This is a genomic window from Paenimyroides baculatum (assembly GCF_008629655.1).
GTDB classification, from domain to species: domain Bacteria; phylum Bacteroidota; class Bacteroidia; order Flavobacteriales; family Flavobacteriaceae; genus Flavobacterium; species Flavobacterium baculatum.
The window spans coordinates 214,305-232,795 of record NZ_VWSG01000003.1; the positions used below are offsets into that span (position 1 = coordinate 214,305).

Sequence of the window (18,491 nt, forward strand, 5' to 3'; positions counted from 1 at the left end):
TAGTATATTGGTATATATTTTGATTAGATAATATTAATACATTATTTTGTACAAATCTACTTAAATTTGTAATGTTCAACAATAAAAACTTTAAATATGCTACCTAATATCTTTAAGAGATCGAATTTAATACGTTTTTGCCTTGTAACATCTTCGGGACTGCTTCTTACGGCTTGTTCGGGCTTGAACCAAAAGCCTTACGATGTTGATGGAATTTACAACAACAGCAAGATTGTTGTTGAAGATACACATGAAAAAGGTACTTACTATCAAGAATATTTCAAGGAAAAATCGGAAGAAACCGATGCTTATTTTACCGATGTTGAAAATTATTCATCTAACTACAACGAAGCAAACGGCGGTTGGGGCGATGCTACTTCTGAAACGCAATTAGTTTACCATTATGACAACTGGGGCTGGGGTAACCCATATTGGGGTTGGAATAATTGGGGCTGGGGCATGGGATTTGGTTACGGCTTCGGTTTTGGCTGGGGCGGCGGCTGGGGCTATCCTTATTATGGCTGGGGTGGCGGCTGGGGTTATCCTTACTACGGCGGTGGCTGGGGTTGGGGTTACAACGGTTACCGAAACATTTCTAGAAGCAACAGTTACCGTTCGTTAACATCGCGGCAAATGGCTGGAGCAAACGGAAACCGTATGGTTGCCAACAATACCCGTAGTTTAAGAGGGTCGTCTTTAAACAGCAGCAGAAATCTGAATGCAACAAACAGAACTTTTGCCAGAGCGAATACTTCTTTAAACAGAATATCGACTAATCGGGAAATGATGCGTAGTACCAGAACTACCTCTTTTGACGATAATAGAACCATTAGAAACAACAGATTCAACACCAATACACGCACAAACACCAATACGCGTATGGAACGAAGCACAAGCAGACCAACCTACACCCCATCATCTAACACCAGAATGAATACAGGTGGCAGCATGGGCGGCGGAATGCGTTCTGGCGCCGGTGGCGGAAGAAGATAATTTACAACGACTATTATTAAGATTTAACGATACAGTATGAAAAAAATATATTTACCACTGCTTGCTGTTTGCGGATTTCTACAAACTCAAGCGCAAGAATTTAATCCTGCGGATGCTATTAGAATTGGAACACAACAAGTAAACGGATCGGCACGTTTTAATGCAATGGGTGGAGCCTTTGGAGCTTTAGGAGGCGATGTTTCAGCCTTACAGATCAACCCGGCGGGATCGGCATTGTTCAATTATAACAATTTCAGTTTTACAGGAAATGTTCAGATACAGAAAAATAATTCTCTTTTCAACGGATCATCATCTACCGCAAAAGAAAGTGATTTGAATTTGTCTAATTTCGGAGCCGTGTTTGTGATCGATTCTAAAAATCAAGATCAGGCACTTAAAAAAGTAACCATTGGTTTAAGTTACAATTCTAATGCACGTTTTAACGATCGTTATTTTAGCAGCGGAATGAGTAATCAATCGGTTACAAACTACTTTTTAGATCACGCTAATTTTGGAAACAACGGCGGAAGTATTCCTTTGGATTACGTTCAAACCAGAGAAGGTGAATCAATTACAGAATTATATGATTTTCTGAATACAGTTCAAAACGGTTTTTCTGCACAACAGGCAATGTTGGCGTATCAAGGTTATTTAATAAACGATAACGGTACAAATTACAGCCTTAATGGTGCAGGCAGCAGTTTTTATCAGGAAAACGAAACTTATATAACCGGTTTTAACAACCAGCTTACGGGGAATGTTGGTTTTGATATTAATAAAAAACTATATTTGGGAGCGAATTTAAACGTACATTTTGTTGATTATCTAACATCATCGGCAATTTATGAAGAGAATCGATCAGCAATTACAGACGGATATCAGAAATTATTGTTCAATAACCAAACATATACTTACGGATCGGGATTTTCGTTTAATGTAGGTGGTATTTTTAAGGCTACCGAAGAATTAAGAATCGGAGCATCATATCAATCGCCTACATGGATGAGTTTACAGGATGAATTTTCTCAAAGTCTGCAAACAAATATTTTAGAAAGTGGCGTTGTTCAAAACTATAATATCAATCCAAATCTTGTAACCTTGTATAATAAATATTCAGTTAAAAATCCGGGATCAATCTCTGGAAGTTTGGCGTATGTGTTTGGAACCAAAGGCTTATTAAGTGTTGATTATATTCGTAAAGATTACAGCACTACTGAATACAGCGCAAGCGGTGCCAACTACAATAGTACAAATAAGTACTATCAAGACATGATGAAAGCGACAAACGAATTTAGAGTTGGTGGTGAATACCGCATAGACAGAGTGAGTTTGCGTGCAGGTTACCGCTTTGCCGACAGTCCGTACAAAAATAAACAAACCATTAGCGATTTAACAAGCTACAGTGGCGGTTTAGGATATAGTTTCGGTGCATCGCGTATTGATCTTGGTTATCAGTTCTGGCAACAAGATTCGCAACAAAATATGATTAGTTCGGGTACAAACGGTGTTGCAGACATTCAGTCTAAAAATCACAACATCAGTTTAACATATACGGCAAGTTTTTAAAAAGCAGATTTCAATAAAATAAAGTCCTTACTTCCACACAGCAAGGACTTTTTTTATAATATCTTTGCTCCAAAATTTAGTAATAATGAAAACGCTGCACAAACTGCTACTTTTAAGCAGTTTAACTTTTATTACCGTGCCTTCTTTCGGACAGGAAGTTACCACAAACCCTTACACAGCAAACAACAAAGGAAAAATATTTATTTACTGGGGCGGAAACCGTGGTTATTATTCAAATTCTGATATTCATTTTAAAGGAGACGATTTTAATTTTACGGTTAACGATGCCACTGCACATGACAAACCAAAAGGCTGGCACGTAGATTACATCAATCCTACTAAAATGACCATTCCGCAGACCAATTTGCGTGTAGGATATTTTATTACAGATAATTACAGTGTTTCTGTTGGGGTTGATCACATGAAATATGTAATGACGCAAAATCAGGAAGCAGTCGTTACAGGTACGTATCCAAATCAAGGTACTTATGGCGAAGTACTTCCAAACGGAAAAACAAAATTGACAGAAGAATTTTTAATGTTTGAACATACTGACGGTTTAAACTATGTAAATGCCGAAATAGCGCGCCACAAAGATTTTTCTAAATATTTAGGCATTACAAATACCGATAAAATTCAGTTTAACGGATTGATTGGTGTTGGCGCAGGAGTTTTATATCCAAAAACAAACGCCACCGTTTTAGGTCGCGAACGTCATGACGATTTTAAAGTTGCAGGCTGGGGCGTTTCTGCAAAAGCTGGTGTAAATGCTACGTTTTTCAAACACTTTTTTATTCAATACGAATGGAAATTTGGTTATATTGATATTACAAAAGCTCCGATTATTTTAAACAACGGTGCTTATGCATCGCATCATTTCACATTTAACCAAGGTATATTTGTTGTAGGAAGCATTTTTAAACTGTAATTAACGTTTTAATAGAAATTAAAAACGTAATTTTGCATCCTCAATTTTAAGTCTATGAGAACTAAATCTTTAAAGAAAAATAAAATCAACGTTGTTACCCTTGGATGTTCTAAAAACGTTTACGACAGTGAAGTTTTAATGGGACAGTTAAAAGCAAGTGGTAAAGATGTTACACACGAAGCTACCAATAATGAGGCGAATATAGTGGTAATTAACACTTGTGGTTTTATAAATAATGCAAAAGAAGAATCTGTAAACACGATTTTAGATTATGTGGACAGAAAGGAACAAGGTTTAGTAGATAAGATTTTTGTAACCGGATGTTTATCTGAACGTTACAAGCCAGATTTGGAAGCTGAAATTCCGGATGTGGATCAATACTTTGGAACTACCGATTTACCTTTGCTTTTAAAAGCTTTGGGTGCAGATTATAAGCACGAATTATTAGGTGAACGTTTAACAACAACTCCTAAAAATTACGCTTATTTAAAGATTTCCGAAGGATGCGATCGTCCGTGTTCGTTTTGTGCGATACCTTTAATGCGTGGAAAACACGCCTCACAATCAATTGAAAAATTGGTTAAAGAAGCAGAAAATTTAGCAAAAGACGGCGTTAAAGAACTAATTTTAATAGCACAAGATTTAACTTATTACGGGTTGGATCTATACAAAAAGCGTAATCTTGCAGAATTGCTTGAAAACCTTGTAAAGGTTGAAGGAATAGAATGGATTCGTTTGCACTACGCCTTCCCTACCGGATTTCCGATGGATGTATTGGAATTGATGAAGCGTGAGCCTAAAATCTGTAATTACATCGATATTCCGTTGCAACACATTGCAGATAACGTTTTAAAATCAATGCGTCGCGGAACAACTTATGCAAAAACCACACAGCTTTTAAAAGATTTTAGAGCAGCAGTTCCCGGAATTACCATTCGTACAACTTTAATTGTAGGATATCCGGGTGAAACCGAAGAAGATTTCGAAATTCTTAAAAACTGGGTTAAAGAAATGCGTTTTGAGCGTTTGGGTTGTTTTACTTATTCGCATGAAGAAAATACGCATGCTTATTTGTTAGAAGACGATGTTCCTGCCGATGTAAAACAAAATCGTGCAAACGAAATCATGGATATTCAGGCACAGATTTCATGGGATTCAAATCAGGAGAAAATTGGAAAAACATTCCGTTGTATTATCGACAGAAAAGAAGGAAACAATTTTGTTGCAAGAACCGAATTTGATTCGCCTGATGTTGATAACGAAGTTTTGATCGATGCAAGCAAACACTATTTAAAAGTAGGAGAATTTGCAATGGTTGAAATTTACGACGCTACCGAATTTGATTTATACGGAACACCTGTATCAAAATAAAAACCAAACCGAAAGACATCTTTCGGTTTTTTATTGTTTAAAAAACTATGTCCAGCATCATACTACTTTTTCTGTGTCTGTTTATAGGCATTGGAATACAAAAGATCAATAATTTCCCTAAAAACACGGCGGCTGTACTTAACCAATACATTTTATATGTGGCACTGCCCGCAATGGCACTGCATTATCTGCCTAAAATTGAATTAGGTTGGAATTTATTGTTGCCGGCATCGGTAGCATGGATTGCGTTTGGATTATCATTTTTACTATTTAATTTTCTAGGTAAAATCTATAACTGGTCTAAAAAACTTACAGGCTGCTTAATTATTACATCGGGATTGGGAAACACATCTTTTGTAGGAATTCCGATCATTCAAGCGTTGTATGGCGATGAAGGTTTAAACACTTTAATTATAGTCGATTTACCAGGAACATTCGTAGTACTTTCAACCGTTGGCGTTTTAGTAGCAACCATGTACTCCAACCAAAAAGGCACAGGAGAATCGATCCTAAAAAAAATGTTCCGCTTTCCACCTTTATTAGCATTTTTAGTCGGATTGACAATGGTTTTGCTTCAAATTGATTTTCCGGAGGCATTAAGCACTACTTTTAAACAACTATCGGCAACCATATCGCCCGTTGCATTGATTTCGGTAGGATACCAGTTAAAATTTAAAACCTACGGCAAGCACTTTAAGTTTTTAATATTGGGATTGTCTTTCCAACTGATTATACTCCCCTTTGTAATTTTAACCTTGTTTTACTTTTTACTAGGCAAAACCGATTTGGCAACCAAAGTGTGCATTATTGAAGCTGCTATGGCACCAATGATTACCGGCGCTATACTGGCATCGACCTACAGATTAAAGCCTGAATTAAGCAATATGATGGTTGGCTACGGCATTCCGTTATCGTTTATAACCATTGCCGGTTGGTACTTTATTGTGGAGTTTTTGTTGGGGTAGCTAGTTTATGAATTGTTTAAAATACTATTTCATTTCTATTCATACTTAAAAAGAAGCGTATTACAAACAGTTTTTAGTTCAATTGAAATTTAAGACATTTTCGTATATTTGAAAGGTAATTTCAATAATCTTATGAAAAACAACGAGATAGAACTAATTATTAATAATCTTATAAAAACCAAAGAAATACATTTATCTACTTGGAAAAAAGTTCGTTGGCAAGGTGGACGAGTTTACTATGAAATCAAAAGCATTGAGCAAGAAATTCAAAATTTTGATTTGCAAACAAAAATCCTCTATCTTGAAAAACTGTTAAATGGTAAATATATTATTCAAGATAATCTTCCACATTCTGCACCAGATGTTACTCAAGAATTCAAAAGTAGTTTAGTAGTTATTGTATCTGACTTAAAAATCCAATTCCTGAATTCAAAACCGAAAGTAAGTACATCAAGTAAAAAAAGAAGACCTCCTATACCACATAAAATTAAAACTCTTTTGCAAAAAGAGGTTAAATCTAAATGTCCATTTTGTATAAGTGGAGATGTTGATCATTTTCAATTTCATCACATTGACGAAAATCCAGAAAATAACGACTTCGAAAATTTATTAATGATTTGTCCAACTTGTCACTCAAAGATTACGAAGGGAGATATTCAAGAAGAGGAAGTACTAATTAAAAAAAGGGAACTATATATTAATTAACAAAAAATTCCAGTTTAAAACCGGAATTTTTATTAATTATCATTTCTTAAACCAACTCGTTAATCGTTTCTCGTCTTAAAACTTTTCCAGTTGGGGTTTCTTTAAATTTTTCTACAAAAATTGTTTCTTTAGGTTTTTCGAATTTCTCTAAACTTCCAAAAGCTTCGGGTAATAAAGTGTAAGGAGAATGCTCTATAACTAAAACCAGTTTTTGTCCTAATTCTACATCTTCTTTTCCTATCACATAAAATCTATACGGAATATAATCTGACAGTTTTTGTTCTATTTTTTCAGGAACAAGTTTTACTCCGCCGCTGTTTACCAAATTGTCGTATCTGCCAATCCAAGCAAACTGAATATCATTGGGCATTTCAACCAAATCGTTTGTAACGATAAGATGCTTTGAAACCAACGGAGCTTCAATTACCAAACATCCGCGTTCATCTTGCGAAATATTAGCATGCGGCAATACGGTAAAATAATTCTCATTGATGCGTTTAGCTGCAATATGCGTAATGGTTTCGGTCATACCGTAGGTTTCATACACATTCACCATCATTTCGTTTAAAATGTCTTTTGTTCGATCATTCAATTTAGCTCCGCCTACGATAAGTGTTTTGCATTGTTCAATCTGTGTTATTGAATTATGTACCTGCAACGGAACCATCGCTACGAAATCGTAAATTTTATCATTGTTTTTTAGTGGTTCTTTAGTCGGATTTACAAAATCGAGCTCTAAACCCAAAACAACCGCACGAATAAACATCATTTTACCGGCAATATAATGCGTTGGCAAACATAACAATGCTTTATCTTTTGGTTGTAACTTAAAAAATTCGCCTGTTGCCAAAGCCGATGCTTCCATGGCTTCTTTGCTTAATTTTACTTCTTTTGGTTTTCCGGTTGTTCCCGATGTTGTTAAGGTTATATAATCGTAATCATCAAACCACTGCAGAATTAAATTACCTAAATCTTTTTCGTGTGCTTCTCCGTCGCGGATCAAAGTAATTGCAAGTTCGCTGATACTTTCTTTGTTGTAAGTGTGTCCATTAAGTTTAAAATCGGGATGTATACAAAGTTTCTTTTCCATAGTTACATAGATTTAAATAATTTTTGTTTCCAATTTGCCCAATTGTACTTTTTTGAAAAAATGTATAACAAGATAGGAAAAATTATGAATACCTGTATCAATAATTCATAAATATTTGAATCGGCGGTTGTAATAAAAAGTGCATCGGTCTGGAAAAAAGCAGAATCAGAGGTTATCAACAATGCGCCCAATAAATTATTTGCCGCATGAAATCCCAATGCCAGCTCCAAACCATCATCCATCAAGGTCATAATTCCCAAAACCAAACCGCAACCTATATAAAAAATCATAACGGTTAAACCCATGCTTGAAACTTCGGGATTACTTAAATGCATCAATCCAAAAATTACCGATGTTGCTATTAACGCCACTCCCCTATTTTTTGACAGATATGCTGTAAACTGCATAAAATATCCGCGGAAAAAATATTCTTCAAAACTGGTTTGTATCGGAATAAAGATTAGTGCGATAAAAAGCAACGGCAAAAATGCCTTCAAGTTAAACTGAAACTGAAAACTTTCGGGATCAATAAAATATCCTACCGAAAGTACTATTAAGTTTATGCCTGCCCAAACGCCGAACGAGAAAAAAAACCGACTCCAATCGATCTTTTCACGAGCAGTTGTCAGTTTGGTTATGGAATATCTGTGGATAAATTTCCACCATAAAAACAACAAGGCAAGAAAAAATACAAACGGAACCACGAAGGTAAAAAACGTAAAATTTTTGCCCCATTTATCTATAGAATCCTGTATCATTGCGCTTGAATCTACATCCATTAAACTTGATACAATAATGTTTAACGCCATAAAACCCAGAAAGCAAACTACAAACGGCACATATTTTAAAATGCTTGAAGAATCTCTGTTGAATTGTTCTAAGTACATAAATCGCTAATTTTTATCTACGAAGTTAACTAAATTTGTAAAAGAAAATAACAGCAAAAAATGATTAAAATCTACCATAACCCAAAATGCAGCAAATCGCGTGAAGGACTTTGTATGCTGCAAGATTTAAACAAAGAAGTCGAAATTATAAACTACATAAACAATCCGCTAACTGTTAGCGAATTAAAAAACATCATCAACCTTTTAGGCATAAAACCTATTGAACTGGTGCGTGTGAAAGAAGCTATCTGGAAAGAAAATTTTAAGGATAAAAATTTAACCGACGATGAAATTATCGAAGCCATGGTAGCAAATCCAAAACTAATTGAACGACCAATTGTTGTAAACGGCAACAAAGCGGTTATTGCAAGACCTATTGAGAAAATCGATGAAATCATGTAATTCACCGCATTTTTAAGACCATTTAACAATTAATTTAGAATTAATCTTTAAAGTGGTAGTACTTTTGTGCTACTTAAGAAATAGAAACTAAAAGATAATATATGAAAGCAATAAATTACGTTTATTTTACCGTTTTTGCTTTAGCCACATCTGCTGCATATTCGCAAGAAAAAGATCAGGTTTTTGTTACCGGAACAATTGTAGAAAAATCTACCAACACACCTTTGGAATATGCAAGTATTACTATTGAAAGTACTACCGATGCCAATAATATTACCGGTGATATGAGTGACGGTTCGGGTAATTTCAACATTCCTGTTACTCCTGACACTTATCAAATTCGTATTGAATATCTTGGTTACAAAACCTTTGTGATTGATGCTAAAGATATTGCAGCATCGGTTAACCTGGGAACGATAAAAATTGAAGGCGATACCGAAGTTTTAGAAGGTGTTGTGATTCAAACCCAGCGTGCTGCCGTTGAATTGAAGTTAGACAAACGTATTTACAACGTGGGTGACAATGCCATTGTTAAAGGTGGAAATGCCAGCGATGTTTTAGATAATATTCCGTCTGTTGAAGTAGATTCGGAAGGAAACGTAAGTTTACGCGGAAACGAATCGGTTAAGGTTTTGATTGATGGAAAACCATCGGGAATGGCTGCCAATATTGGCGATGCGTTGAAAATGATTCCATCAGAATCGTTAGATCGTGTAGAAGTTATTACAAACCCATCTGCGCGTTACGAAGCCGAAGGTGGTGCCGGAATCATTAACATCATTCTTAAAAAAGGAAGCAATGCGGGTATCAACGGAAGCGTAACTGCAAATGTGGGCGATCCTACAAGTTATGGTGCAAATGCAACGGTTAACTACCGCGAAGACAAATTCAATTTATATTCAAGCCTTGGTTATGCCAAAAACAAAACTTTTGGAAACTCGTTAAACGAATCACAGTATTTCGATGAAAACGGAAATACGTCAAGCTTTGTTGACGAATATTCAAGAAGTACCCGTGAACGCGAAAGCATCAACGGAAATATTGGTCTTGATTATAATTTAACCGATAAATTAACTTGGACAAATAATCTTACCTACCGAAAAAGTACGGGAGATAATCCACGAACGCTGAACTATTCTAATTATGATGCCAGCAGAAATTTATTATATAGAAATATTCGCCAGACCGAAGAAGACGATTTTAAAGAAAGTGTAGAGTACAACACCGATTTTACTTATAAATTCAACGAAAGCGGACATCAGTTATTTGTTTCGGGAAGTATCAACAAAAACAGAGATATAGAAGATTCTAACATCACAACAACCAATCAGGCAAATACTGTTTTGGCGCAGGATGTTACAAAAGCAACCGAAAACGAATTACGCCACATTGCACGTGTAGATTACGTTTTACCGTTTAACGAAAACAGTCAGTTTGAAGCAGGTTATTTAGGAAACTTCAACGATTTAAATACCAAATTCAACATAAATACTTTAAACAGCGACGGCGTTTTAGAACCGAACGATTTGTTTAGAAACGATTTACAGTACAAAGAACAAGTTCACGCTTTTTACACACAGTTTGGTGATAAAATGAACAAATTCAGCTATATGTTGGGCTTACGTTGGGAATACACCGAAATTGATGTAAACCAAATCACTACAATGGATTTCAATAAGAAAAAGTACAACAACTTTTTTCCAAGTGCCTTTGTAAATTATGAGTTTGCCGATGGTGAAAATGTTACTGCAAGTTATAGCAGACGTGTGCGCAGACCAAGAGGTCGTATGTTGAATCCAATTTCAAATTATTCAAGTTCGATCAATTTCTTCATGGGTAACCCAGATTTGGATCCATCGTTCACAAACGCAATCGATTTAGGTTATATGAAACGCATGGGACGTCTTACATTGAATACCTCTGTATATTTTAACCATACTACCGATGCTACACAATTTGTGCGTAGAGTTGACGGTGTAAACGAAGAAGGAATTCCGATATCGATCAGCAGTCCTATAAATTTAGCTACCGAATACCGTTATGGTTTAGAATTGAATGCAAATTACAGTCCGTTGCGTTGGTGGCGTTTAAACGCAAATGCCAACTTGTTTCAGGTTTCAACACGCGGCGATTATTCGTATGTTGATTTTGAAGGAATTAAGCAAACACAGAATTTCGATAACGATGCTTTTACATGGACCGCAAGACTTAATTCGAACATAACTTTACCGGCAAAAATAAACTGGCAGACCAACTTTATGTACACCGGCGCACAGAAAAACGCACAGGGTAAAAGTTTGGGAAATGCTTCGGTTAACATGGCGTTAAGTAAAGATGTATTAAAAGATAAAGCTACAATTGCTTTAAACGTTCAGGATTTATTCAATTCAAGAAAGCGTATGAACGAAATTCAGTTAGCGCAGGCTTTTTCTTATTCTGAAATGCAGTGGAGAGAACGTACCATAAACCTGTCGTTTACCTATCGTTTCAATCAAACCAAAACAGACCGACAAAAAGATCAAAGAAAACAATCGTCATCTGAAGATATGGATGATATGATGTAAATTCTAACGAATATAAAAAGAGTCTGAAGGAAAAATCTTCAGACTTTTTTATTCAATCATTAAACTAAAACCCAACATTTTGAATTCAACATTAAAAGGAATATTGTTTGTAGCCTTGGGAGCCAGTAGTTACGGTATGCTGGCATCGTTTGTAAAAATGGCTTACAAACAAGGCTTTACAACTACCGAAGTTACCATATCGCAATACGTTTTTGCAATTATTTGTCTGCTTGCAATAAATTTCTTCATTAAAAATACACAAACCGCAACCAAGAAAAATATTTTTAAATTGGTGTTAAGCGGAACATCAATGGGGTTTACAAGTGTTTTATATTACTTATGCGTAAAATACATCAACGCATCAATCGCGGTGGTTTTGTTAATGCAATCGGTTTGGATCGGAGTTTTAATTGAAGCTTTTATCAGTAAAAAAGTTCCATCGTTTGCAAAATTGGCAGCCGTTGGTTTTGTGTTGTTTGGAACCTTACTAGCAACAAATATTTTTAGTGATGTTATAGCGTACGATTTTAAAGGATTTTTGTTCGGGTTTCTTGCAGCCGTATCATTTTCAATAACCTTATATAGTACTAACAGCGTTGCAAAAGATTTGAATGCCTATAAACGCAGTTTGTTTATGCTTTTTGGTGGTGGAATTATTGTGCTGATCTTTAGTTTACTTACTCAATTACTACCAACTTACATGAACATGCACTTGATTGGCGAAGAATTTATTTCGGTAAAAACGTTCGATAGTTCCATTTTATATACCTGGGGAATTTTACTTTCGGTTTTTGGAACAGTCTTACCTCCTATCCTATTAAACAAAGGTTTTCCATTGACGGGCGTTGGTTTGGGTAGTATTGTTTCGGCAGTTGAACTTCCTGTTTCGGTAACATTTGCATTTATCTTTTTACAAGAACAGGTATTGTTTTCACAATGGATCGGAATTGTAATTATTCTCGCCGCCGTGTTATTAATCAATTGGAATTTAATCCGAAGAAAGTAAAAACCTACTTAAATAAATTAAACTAAAATCCATCAAAATAAAATTGATGGATTTTTTTATTGCATAAAAACTAAATTTTATTTAAATTTGAATTAACAAAATTAAACTGTATTTTAATTTTATTCAAATGAAAGCAAAATTACCAACTCAGTGCCCAAGTTGCGAAACCTTATTAAGTGTATCGCAGTTAAGCTGTGAAACCTGTCAAACAGTTGTTCAGGGAAATTATCCATTGCCTGTGTTTTTAAAACTGTCGCCCAAAGAACAGGAATTTATCTTGCAGTTTTTCTTAACCAGCGGCAGCTTAAAAGAAATGGCATCACAATTGGGAATAAGCTACCCAACGGTTCGCAACCAGTTAGACGATATGATACAGCACATTAAAGACCTTAATATTTAACTTATGAAGAAACTATTAAACCCTATTGAATTTTATAATGATAGAAAATTACTAATTGTAAATCTGATTATTTTTGTGATTGGTTCAACACTTGCCGCATATTTCCGTGGGTGGTTTGATCATACCTTTCACCTTTCTTTTAGAACAGATATAAACTTTTACAAAACGTTTATTGAAAGTGGCGTTTGCGTATTATTACTCGGTATATTTATTTTCATCGCTGGAAAAATAATCAATAATAAAACTAGATTTATTGATGCTTTGAATTTAGCTTTTTACATTAGAATTCCGTTTTATTTATTTGCTTTAACTAACTATGACGGAAGATATAGTGATCTAAATTCTCCAATTGCAGAAGGAAACATTATGGTAGCACTTCCGTCTACCAGTTTAGATTTCATTATTTTAATAATTACTTCCTTGTTAAGTTTAGCTATCCTTGTCTTTCAGTTTATTACAATTTATAAGGGATTTAAAACACTATCAAACGCTAAAAAAATTACCGATTATTTAATTTTAGCAGCATTACTAATTGTTTCAATGATTGTTTCATCAATACTTCTTAAAAACCTTTAATCATGAAAAACTTTATTCTATTTTTTGCCCTATTGTTCAGTTTTTCTTCGTTTGCCCAAATCGAAGGAACTTGGAATGGAGCTATTGAAATTCCAAATCAGAAACTACCTTTTGTGTTGCATATAACCAAAGAAAACGGTCAATACAAAGCAACATCAGACAGTCCTGATCAGGGTGTATACGGAATTGAATTACAGGAAATTCGTTTTGAAAACAACAAATTATATCTGAAAGATGCCCGTATGTACATGACGTACGAAGGCGACTTGACCAACGGTAACACAATAAACGGAACTTTTAAACAAGGTGGTCAATCGTTTAAACTGAATTTTACAAAAGGAGAATTTAAACGTAATCGTCCGCAAGAACCTCAACCGCCATTTAGCTACAAAACCGAAGATGTTACTTTTGAAAACAAAGAAGCAAAAATTAAGCTAGCCGGAACGTTGACTATGCCAAATGGTAAAGGCAAATTTCCTGCGGTAGTTTTAGTTACCGGAAGCGGTGCTCAAGACAGAAACGAAGAGATATTAGGTCATAAATCTTTTCTTGTTATCGCCGATCACCTTACTAAAAACGGTTATGCGGTTTTAAGATATGATGATCGTGGTGTAGCAGCATCCGAAGGTGATTTTGAGTCGGCTACAACTTATAATTTTGCGAATGATGCCAAAAGCGCGGTTGATTTTCTTAAAAACATAAAAGAGATCGACAGTAAAAAAATCGGAATTTTAGGACACAGTGAAGGCGGAATGATTGCACAAATAATTGCTGCAGAAAGAAAAGATCTTCCTTTTATTATATCTTTAGCCGGACCAGGAATTTCAATCGACGAATTAATGCTTGTTCAGAAATACGAAATCGAAAAAGCAAGCGGATTATCAAATGAAGTTTTAGAAGCTAATCAAAAACTTTTTAGAAAAATCTACGAAATCATTAAGAAGAATCCATCAAACGATATCGCAAATAAAGAAATAAAATCATTCTTAAAGTCTGATCCAACTTATAAAGAATTATCTGATAAACAAATCAATGAATTGGCTTCGATAACAGAATCTAATTGGTTTGCAACCTTTATAAGATACAATCCAGAGAATAATTTAAAGAAAATTAATGCGAAGGCTTTGATCTTAAACGGTGAAAAAGATGTTCAGGTTACCGCAAAAGAAAACTTGGAAGGCTGGATAAAAGATTTGTCACACAACAAAAAAGCGACGATAAAATCGTATCCAAATTTAAATCACTTATTTCAATCGGCAAAAACCGGTATGCCAAACGAATATGGTGAAATTGAAACCACAATTGAACCTTTTGTTTTAGAAGATATTACTAAATGGTTAAACGAAAATGTGAAGTAATATGAAACCGCTATTCACAGAAAAACAACGTTTTAACCAATGGTGGTTGTGGTTGTTACTTGTAGCAAGCTCGGCAACACCAATCATTATTATGTATAAAGAATATACTAATGATACGGTATCATTAAATAATTTATGGGCATTAATTATAATATTTTTGGTTGTTATACTGTTTGCAGTATTACGAATGAAGACAGTTGTTACCAAAGAAAACATACGACTGACACACTTTCCATTTGTAAGGAAAACCATTAATTTGTCTGATATTGATACAATGAAAGTAATTAACTACGGTTTTGTTGGCGGTTGGGGAATACGTTTCTGGACATCGTACGGAACAGTTTACAATGTACGCGGAAACAAAGGTTTGTATATAAAACTTAAAAACGGTAAAACAATGGTTATTGGCACACAGCAACCGCAAGAATTAGAAAAAGTAGTAGCACAATTAAACATTAAATAATGTACGCAGGTTTTATAATCGCTTTTATTCTTTGTTTTTTTACAAGTCTTTTAAATGAAGAAAATGCCGGTAGCTTATTATCAGGCTACAATACCATGAGCGATGAACGAAAAAAGAATGTAGATTTTAAAGGAATTGTAAAAATTCACAAAATCGTTTTTTACAGTATTTCCGCATATTTGGTTGTTATTAGTTTGATAAATTTATTTGTAGATAACTTAAAATTCATGTTCATTGCCATGACATTAGGATTAAGTTGGGGATTTATTCCGTTGTTCTTTTTAGGATCAAATCACGACAAGAACGTTTATAAACCTTGGGAACTATGGTTTCAACGATTTATGTTTGCTTTTCTGTTCTTAGGCGGATTAATTGTTAGCTACTTTATTTTTATTACACCTTTAAACGAATTAACATCTAATAACTTATGATAAATACTATTTTAGAATACTGTAACCAAATGCTGCTTTGTGTAGGCATTGTTTTTATACTTGCCGGAGTAATTATGTATGTTTTTCCACCGAAGAAAATTAATGGTTTGTATGGATATCGAACACAAACATCAATGCAAAGTCAGCAAAAATGGGATTTCGCTCAAACATACAGTGCCAAAATAATGATGCTAACAGGATTGATCTTTACATTGATCGCTCCCTCAAAAGGATTGTTTCAAACTAACGAAAGTGTCGATTTAGCAATAGGTATGTTTTGTATGATTATTGGTAGTATTTTAATGATTGTGGTGGTTGAAAAGGCTTTAAGAAAAATTGAATAAGTGAATTCGTAAACCGTTTGTCATTCCGTAGAAATCAAAAAGTAGCTTCTTATTCATTTATGAGATGCTTCTAACTATACAACGAGAAGCTTCCTTTTTGGTAACGAGAAGCTTCTCGTTTTTAATTAAACAATCAACAAACCAAAATCGCGCAATTGTTCGCCTTGTTTAGAGAAAATAAAAGGCTCAAAATCTTCGTTGGTTTGTGCTTCAAAACTTGTTTTCATCTGTTGAAAAGACAATGTTCCTTTTGGACTGATCTTTAAATCATTATAAAACTGTACAAACCACTCGCCTGCTTCTTTATCAACCTCAACCTGCAACAAATCGTTTTTAGAATGAACGCTGATACGAGCTTTTTCAAACGTTCTGCCTTTTTTAGATTTGGTAAAATGTTCCAACACAGGTTTTGTTCCCAACCAAACTACTTTTTGGTTTGATTTAAATGTAGGGAAAGCTTCATTTTCTAAAACCGATACAATATAATCGTGTGGAATTTTGGTACGTGGAATTTTAAAATCGAACCATTCTTGCAGTTCAAAATCAAAACACAAACCGTGCATATAATTAAAGAGTGATTTTTTTAATCCGAACGAAAATTTATCATGCACCGCACCCGATTTTTCTTTATGAACCAAATCGTTGTTGGCAAACGTTCCAATTTCTTTTGATAGATTGATCACATCAAACGCTTCAGGTTCTAAACCAACCGGACTATGAGCCGTCATTGCAAACTGATGCCAAAAGCCCGATTGCATGATTCCAACCTCGAACATTTGTCGAACCATTTCCAGCGAATCAATTGTTTCTTGTGCTGTTTGTGTTGGGAAACCATACATTAAATAAGCATGAACCATGATTCCTGCTTCGGTAAAGTTTCTATTCACTCGAGCCACTTGTTCAACTGTAACACCTTTATCAATCAATTGTAACAATCTATCTGATGCAACTTCCAATCCGCCCGAAACCGCAATACAGCCCGATGCTTTTAATAATCGACATAAATCTAACGTAAAACTTTTTTCGAAACGAATATTTGTCCACCAAGAAACCGAAAGTTTGCGTTTTATAATTTCCAACGCTACTTCGCGCATCAAAGCCGGTGGCGCTGCTTCATCTACAAAATGAAAACCGCTGTTGCCCGTTGTGGTAATTAATTGCTCCATTCGGTCAACAATTTCCTTGGCAGCAATGGGTTCGTAAATCTTTATATAATCTAACGAAATATCGCAAAACGTACATTTTCCCCAATAACAACCGTGCGCCATCGTCAGTTTGTTCCAACGACCATCGCTCCATAAACGATGCATTGGGTTTACCACTTCGATCACCGAAATATATTGAGATAAATCGATATCGGTATAATCGGGACAACCAACCTGACTTTGTTTGTAATCGTGAATGATCGGATTGTTCATATACGTCACTTCGCCGTTTTGCAACAAAAAAGTACGCTTTAATTCGTTTGCAGAAATTTCTCCGTTTACAAAACGAATCAGCTGTTCGGTTGGAGCTTCACCATCGTCTAAATTAATAAAATCGAAGAACTGAAACACGCGAACATCAGACACTGAACGCAATTCAGTATTTGGAAAACCGCCGCCCATCACAATTTTTATCTGCGGATAATTTTGTTTGATAAACTGCGTACAACGAAACGCACTGTACAAATTCCCCGGAAAAGGAACCGAAAAACCTACGATTTTAGGATTTGTTTTTTCTATTAAATTATGTAGACTTTTAAGGGTAATTTGATCGATATAAGTCGGTTCGCTGTGTAACTTTTCGTATAATTCATCAAACGAATTGGCAGATCTTCCCAAACGTTCGGCATAACGACTGAAACCAAAATTTTCATCGGTTGTTTCAATGATAAAATCCGATAAATCTTCTAAATACAACGTTGCAAAATGCTTGGCTTTGTCTTGAAACCCCATGGATCCAAACGCCCAATCTAATTCATCTAACTGCGAAAAACGGCTTGCCTGCGGTAAAAAATCGTCTTGAACAATGGCGTTTGCCAATGTTGGATTTTTTCCTTGAAGAAACGAAATTACCGAATCTACCGTATGAATATAATCATCTTTTAAAGCAAAAATACGTTGGGAATTTTCACCTAAAACCGGATTAGATCGATCTATAAAATCAAACAAATCAATTAATCCCTGTTTGGAAAACAACTTCAAAATAACCTCTATTCCCAAATCGGACTGATAGGAAGAAATGTTCTTTGTATTTAAAAATCCCTTTAGGTAAACCGTGCCCGGATAAGGCGTGTTCAGCTGCGTAAAAGGCGGTGTAACTAATAAAATCTGTGTTTCCAAACAATGAAAATTTAGGCAAAAATACAATTTAGTTGTCGGTTTTACGATAAGATTTTCGTTTAATGTAGCACACTAATTTTACCAATAATTTATAGTTTATATGGTGCAACGGTTTTAG

General features: G+C 35.0%; 18 protein-coding genes. 15 read left to right on the top strand and 3 right to left on the bottom strand.

The window, feature by feature from the left end; all coding sequences use genetic code 11:
* The first annotated feature begins 96 nt into the window (after positions 1-96).
* The 6 genes from F0460_RS05535 to F0460_RS05560 all read left to right on the top strand — a co-directional run bounded on the left by F0460_RS05535 (position 97) and on the right by F0460_RS05560 (position 6,528).
* A complete protein-coding gene (locus F0460_RS05535) occupies positions 97-993 on the top strand; it encodes a hypothetical protein (protein WP_150011089.1) in 897 nt (298 codons plus the stop codon).
* 36 nt (positions 994-1,029) lie between these two features.
* A complete protein-coding gene (locus tag F0460_RS05540) occupies positions 1,030-2,559 on the top strand; it encodes an OmpP1/FadL family transporter (RefSeq protein WP_150011091.1) in 1,530 nt (509 codons plus the stop codon).
* Between the two features lie 85 nt (positions 2,560-2,644).
* Positions 2,645-3,487 carry a hypothetical protein gene (locus tag F0460_RS05545; protein ID WP_150011093.1) on the top strand — a complete coding sequence of 281 codons (843 nt, stop codon included), beginning with the start codon at positions 2,645-2,647 and terminating at the stop codon, positions 3,485-3,487.
* Between the two features lie 54 nt (positions 3,488-3,541).
* Entirely contained in the window at positions 3,542-4,858 is a 1,317-nt protein-coding gene (rimO, locus tag F0460_RS05550) for a 30S ribosomal protein S12 methylthiotransferase RimO (RefSeq protein ID WP_150011095.1), read from the top strand.
* A gap of 47 nt (positions 4,859-4,905) precedes the next feature.
* On the top strand, positions 4,906-5,823 hold the full coding sequence (locus tag F0460_RS05555) for an AEC family transporter (protein ID WP_150011097.1): 918 nt from the start codon (positions 4,906-4,908) through the stop codon (positions 5,821-5,823).
* A 132-nt stretch (positions 5,824-5,955) separates the two neighbouring features.
* Complete coding sequence (locus tag F0460_RS05560) at positions 5,956-6,528, top strand: HNH endonuclease signature motif containing protein (RefSeq protein ID WP_150011099.1); 573 nt, start codon at positions 5,956-5,958, stop codon at positions 6,526-6,528.
* 46 nt (positions 6,529-6,574) lie between these two features.
* On the opposite strand, the gene F0460_RS05565 is transcribed toward F0460_RS05560, so the two are convergent.
* Both F0460_RS05565 and F0460_RS05570 read right to left on the bottom strand, forming a co-directional pair.
* A complete protein-coding gene (locus F0460_RS05565) occupies positions 6,575-7,618 on the bottom strand; it encodes an AMP-binding protein (protein ID WP_150011101.1) in 1,044 nt (347 codons plus the stop codon).
* A gap of 2 nt (positions 7,619-7,620) precedes the next feature.
* On the bottom strand, positions 7,621-8,505 hold the full coding sequence (locus F0460_RS05570; RefSeq protein ID WP_150011103.1) for a CPBP family intramembrane glutamic endopeptidase: 885 nt from the start codon (positions 8,503-8,505) through the stop codon (positions 7,621-7,623).
* A 60-nt stretch (positions 8,506-8,565) separates the two neighbouring features.
* On the opposite strand from F0460_RS05570, the gene arsC reads away from it, so the two are divergent.
* The 9 genes from arsC to F0460_RS05615 all read left to right on the top strand — a co-directional run bounded on the left by arsC (position 8,566) and on the right by F0460_RS05615 (position 16,049).
* The gene (gene arsC / locus F0460_RS05575) at positions 8,566-8,907 is read left to right on the top strand and encodes an arsenate reductase (glutaredoxin) (protein ID WP_150011105.1); all 342 of its coding nucleotides are present in this window, start codon (positions 8,566-8,568) and stop codon (positions 8,905-8,907) included.
* A gap of 101 nt (positions 8,908-9,008) precedes the next feature.
* Positions 9,009-11,471 (top strand): TonB-dependent receptor domain-containing protein, encoded by a 2,463-nt coding sequence (locus F0460_RS05580; RefSeq protein ID WP_150011107.1) that lies wholly within the window; start codon positions 9,009-9,011, stop codon positions 11,469-11,471.
* A 79-nt stretch (positions 11,472-11,550) separates the two neighbouring features.
* Positions 11,551-12,477, top strand: coding sequence for an EamA family transporter (locus tag F0460_RS05585; protein WP_397361835.1), 927 nt, complete (start codon positions 11,551-11,553; stop codon positions 12,475-12,477).
* A 127-nt stretch (positions 12,478-12,604) separates the two neighbouring features.
* On the top strand, positions 12,605-12,877 hold the full coding sequence (locus F0460_RS05590) for a DUF2089 family protein (protein ID WP_150011111.1): 273 nt from the start codon (positions 12,605-12,607) through the stop codon (positions 12,875-12,877).
* A gap of 3 nt (positions 12,878-12,880) precedes the next feature.
* Complete coding sequence (locus tag F0460_RS05595) at positions 12,881-13,453, top strand: hypothetical protein (protein WP_150011113.1); 573 nt, start codon at positions 12,881-12,883, stop codon at positions 13,451-13,453.
* A 2-nt stretch (positions 13,454-13,455) separates the two neighbouring features.
* Complete coding sequence (locus tag F0460_RS05600) at positions 13,456-14,811, top strand: alpha/beta hydrolase family protein (protein WP_150011115.1); 1,356 nt, start codon at positions 13,456-13,458, stop codon at positions 14,809-14,811.
* 1 nt (position 14,812) lies between these two features.
* Complete coding sequence (locus tag F0460_RS05605; RefSeq protein ID WP_150011117.1) at positions 14,813-15,274, top strand: hypothetical protein; 462 nt, start codon at positions 14,813-14,815, stop codon at positions 15,272-15,274.
* A complete protein-coding gene (locus F0460_RS05610; RefSeq protein WP_150011119.1) occupies positions 15,274-15,705 on the top strand; it encodes a DUF3784 domain-containing protein in 432 nt (143 codons plus the stop codon). Before F0460_RS05605 ends, F0460_RS05610 begins: the two co-directional genes overlap by 1 nt.
* On the top strand, positions 15,702-16,049 hold the full coding sequence (locus tag F0460_RS05615) for an SdpI family protein (protein ID WP_150011121.1): 348 nt from the start codon (positions 15,702-15,704) through the stop codon (positions 16,047-16,049). Before F0460_RS05610 ends, F0460_RS05615 begins: the two co-directional genes overlap by 4 nt.
* A 125-nt stretch (positions 16,050-16,174) precedes the next feature.
* Here the strand turns inward: F0460_RS05615 and F0460_RS05620 are convergent, their stop codons facing one another.
* On the bottom strand, positions 16,175-18,373 hold the full coding sequence (locus tag F0460_RS05620) for a radical SAM protein (protein ID WP_150011123.1): 2,199 nt from the start codon (positions 18,371-18,373) through the stop codon (positions 16,175-16,177).
* Positions 18,374-18,491 lie beyond the last annotated feature (118 nt).

Bases quoted from the DNA above. Each gene is read 5' to 3' on its own strand.
- F0460_RS05615 (WP_150011121.1), top strand. From the start codon at position 15,702: ATGATAAATACTATTTTAGAATACTGTAACCAAATGCTGCTTTGTGTA.
- F0460_RS05555 (WP_150011097.1), top strand. From the start codon at position 4,906: ATGTCCAGCATCATACTACTTTTTCTGTGTCTGTTTATAGGCATTGGA.
- F0460_RS05540 (WP_150011091.1), top strand. From the start codon at position 1,030: ATGAAAAAAATATATTTACCACTGCTTGCTGTTTGCGGATTTCTACAA.
- F0460_RS05605 (WP_150011117.1), top strand. From the start codon at position 14,813: ATGAAACCGCTATTCACAGAAAAACAACGTTTTAACCAATGGTGGTTG.
- F0460_RS05590 (WP_150011111.1), top strand. From the start codon at position 12,605: ATGAAAGCAAAATTACCAACTCAGTGCCCAAGTTGCGAAACCTTATTA.
- F0460_RS05565 (WP_150011101.1), bottom strand. From the start codon at position 7,618: ATGGAAAAGAAACTTTGTATACATCCCGATTTTAAACTTAATGGACAC.
- F0460_RS05545 (WP_150011093.1), top strand. From the start codon at position 2,645: ATGAAAACGCTGCACAAACTGCTACTTTTAAGCAGTTTAACTTTTATT.
- F0460_RS05535 (WP_150011089.1), top strand. From the start codon at position 97: ATGCTACCTAATATCTTTAAGAGATCGAATTTAATACGTTTTTGCCTT.
- F0460_RS05600 (WP_150011115.1), top strand. From the start codon at position 13,456: ATGAAAAACTTTATTCTATTTTTTGCCCTATTGTTCAGTTTTTCTTCG.
- arsC (WP_150011105.1), top strand. From the start codon at position 8,566: ATGATTAAAATCTACCATAACCCAAAATGCAGCAAATCGCGTGAAGGA.
- F0460_RS05595 (WP_150011113.1), top strand. From the start codon at position 12,881: ATGAAGAAACTATTAAACCCTATTGAATTTTATAATGATAGAAAATTA.
- F0460_RS05610 (WP_150011119.1), top strand. From the start codon at position 15,274: ATGTACGCAGGTTTTATAATCGCTTTTATTCTTTGTTTTTTTACAAGT.
- F0460_RS05580 (WP_150011107.1), top strand. From the start codon at position 9,009: ATGAAAGCAATAAATTACGTTTATTTTACCGTTTTTGCTTTAGCCACA.
- F0460_RS05570 (WP_150011103.1), bottom strand. From the start codon at position 8,505: ATGTACTTAGAACAATTCAACAGAGATTCTTCAAGCATTTTAAAATAT.
- F0460_RS05560 (WP_150011099.1), top strand. From the start codon at position 5,956: ATGAAAAACAACGAGATAGAACTAATTATTAATAATCTTATAAAAACC.
- rimO (WP_150011095.1), top strand. From the start codon at position 3,542: ATGAGAACTAAATCTTTAAAGAAAAATAAAATCAACGTTGTTACCCTT.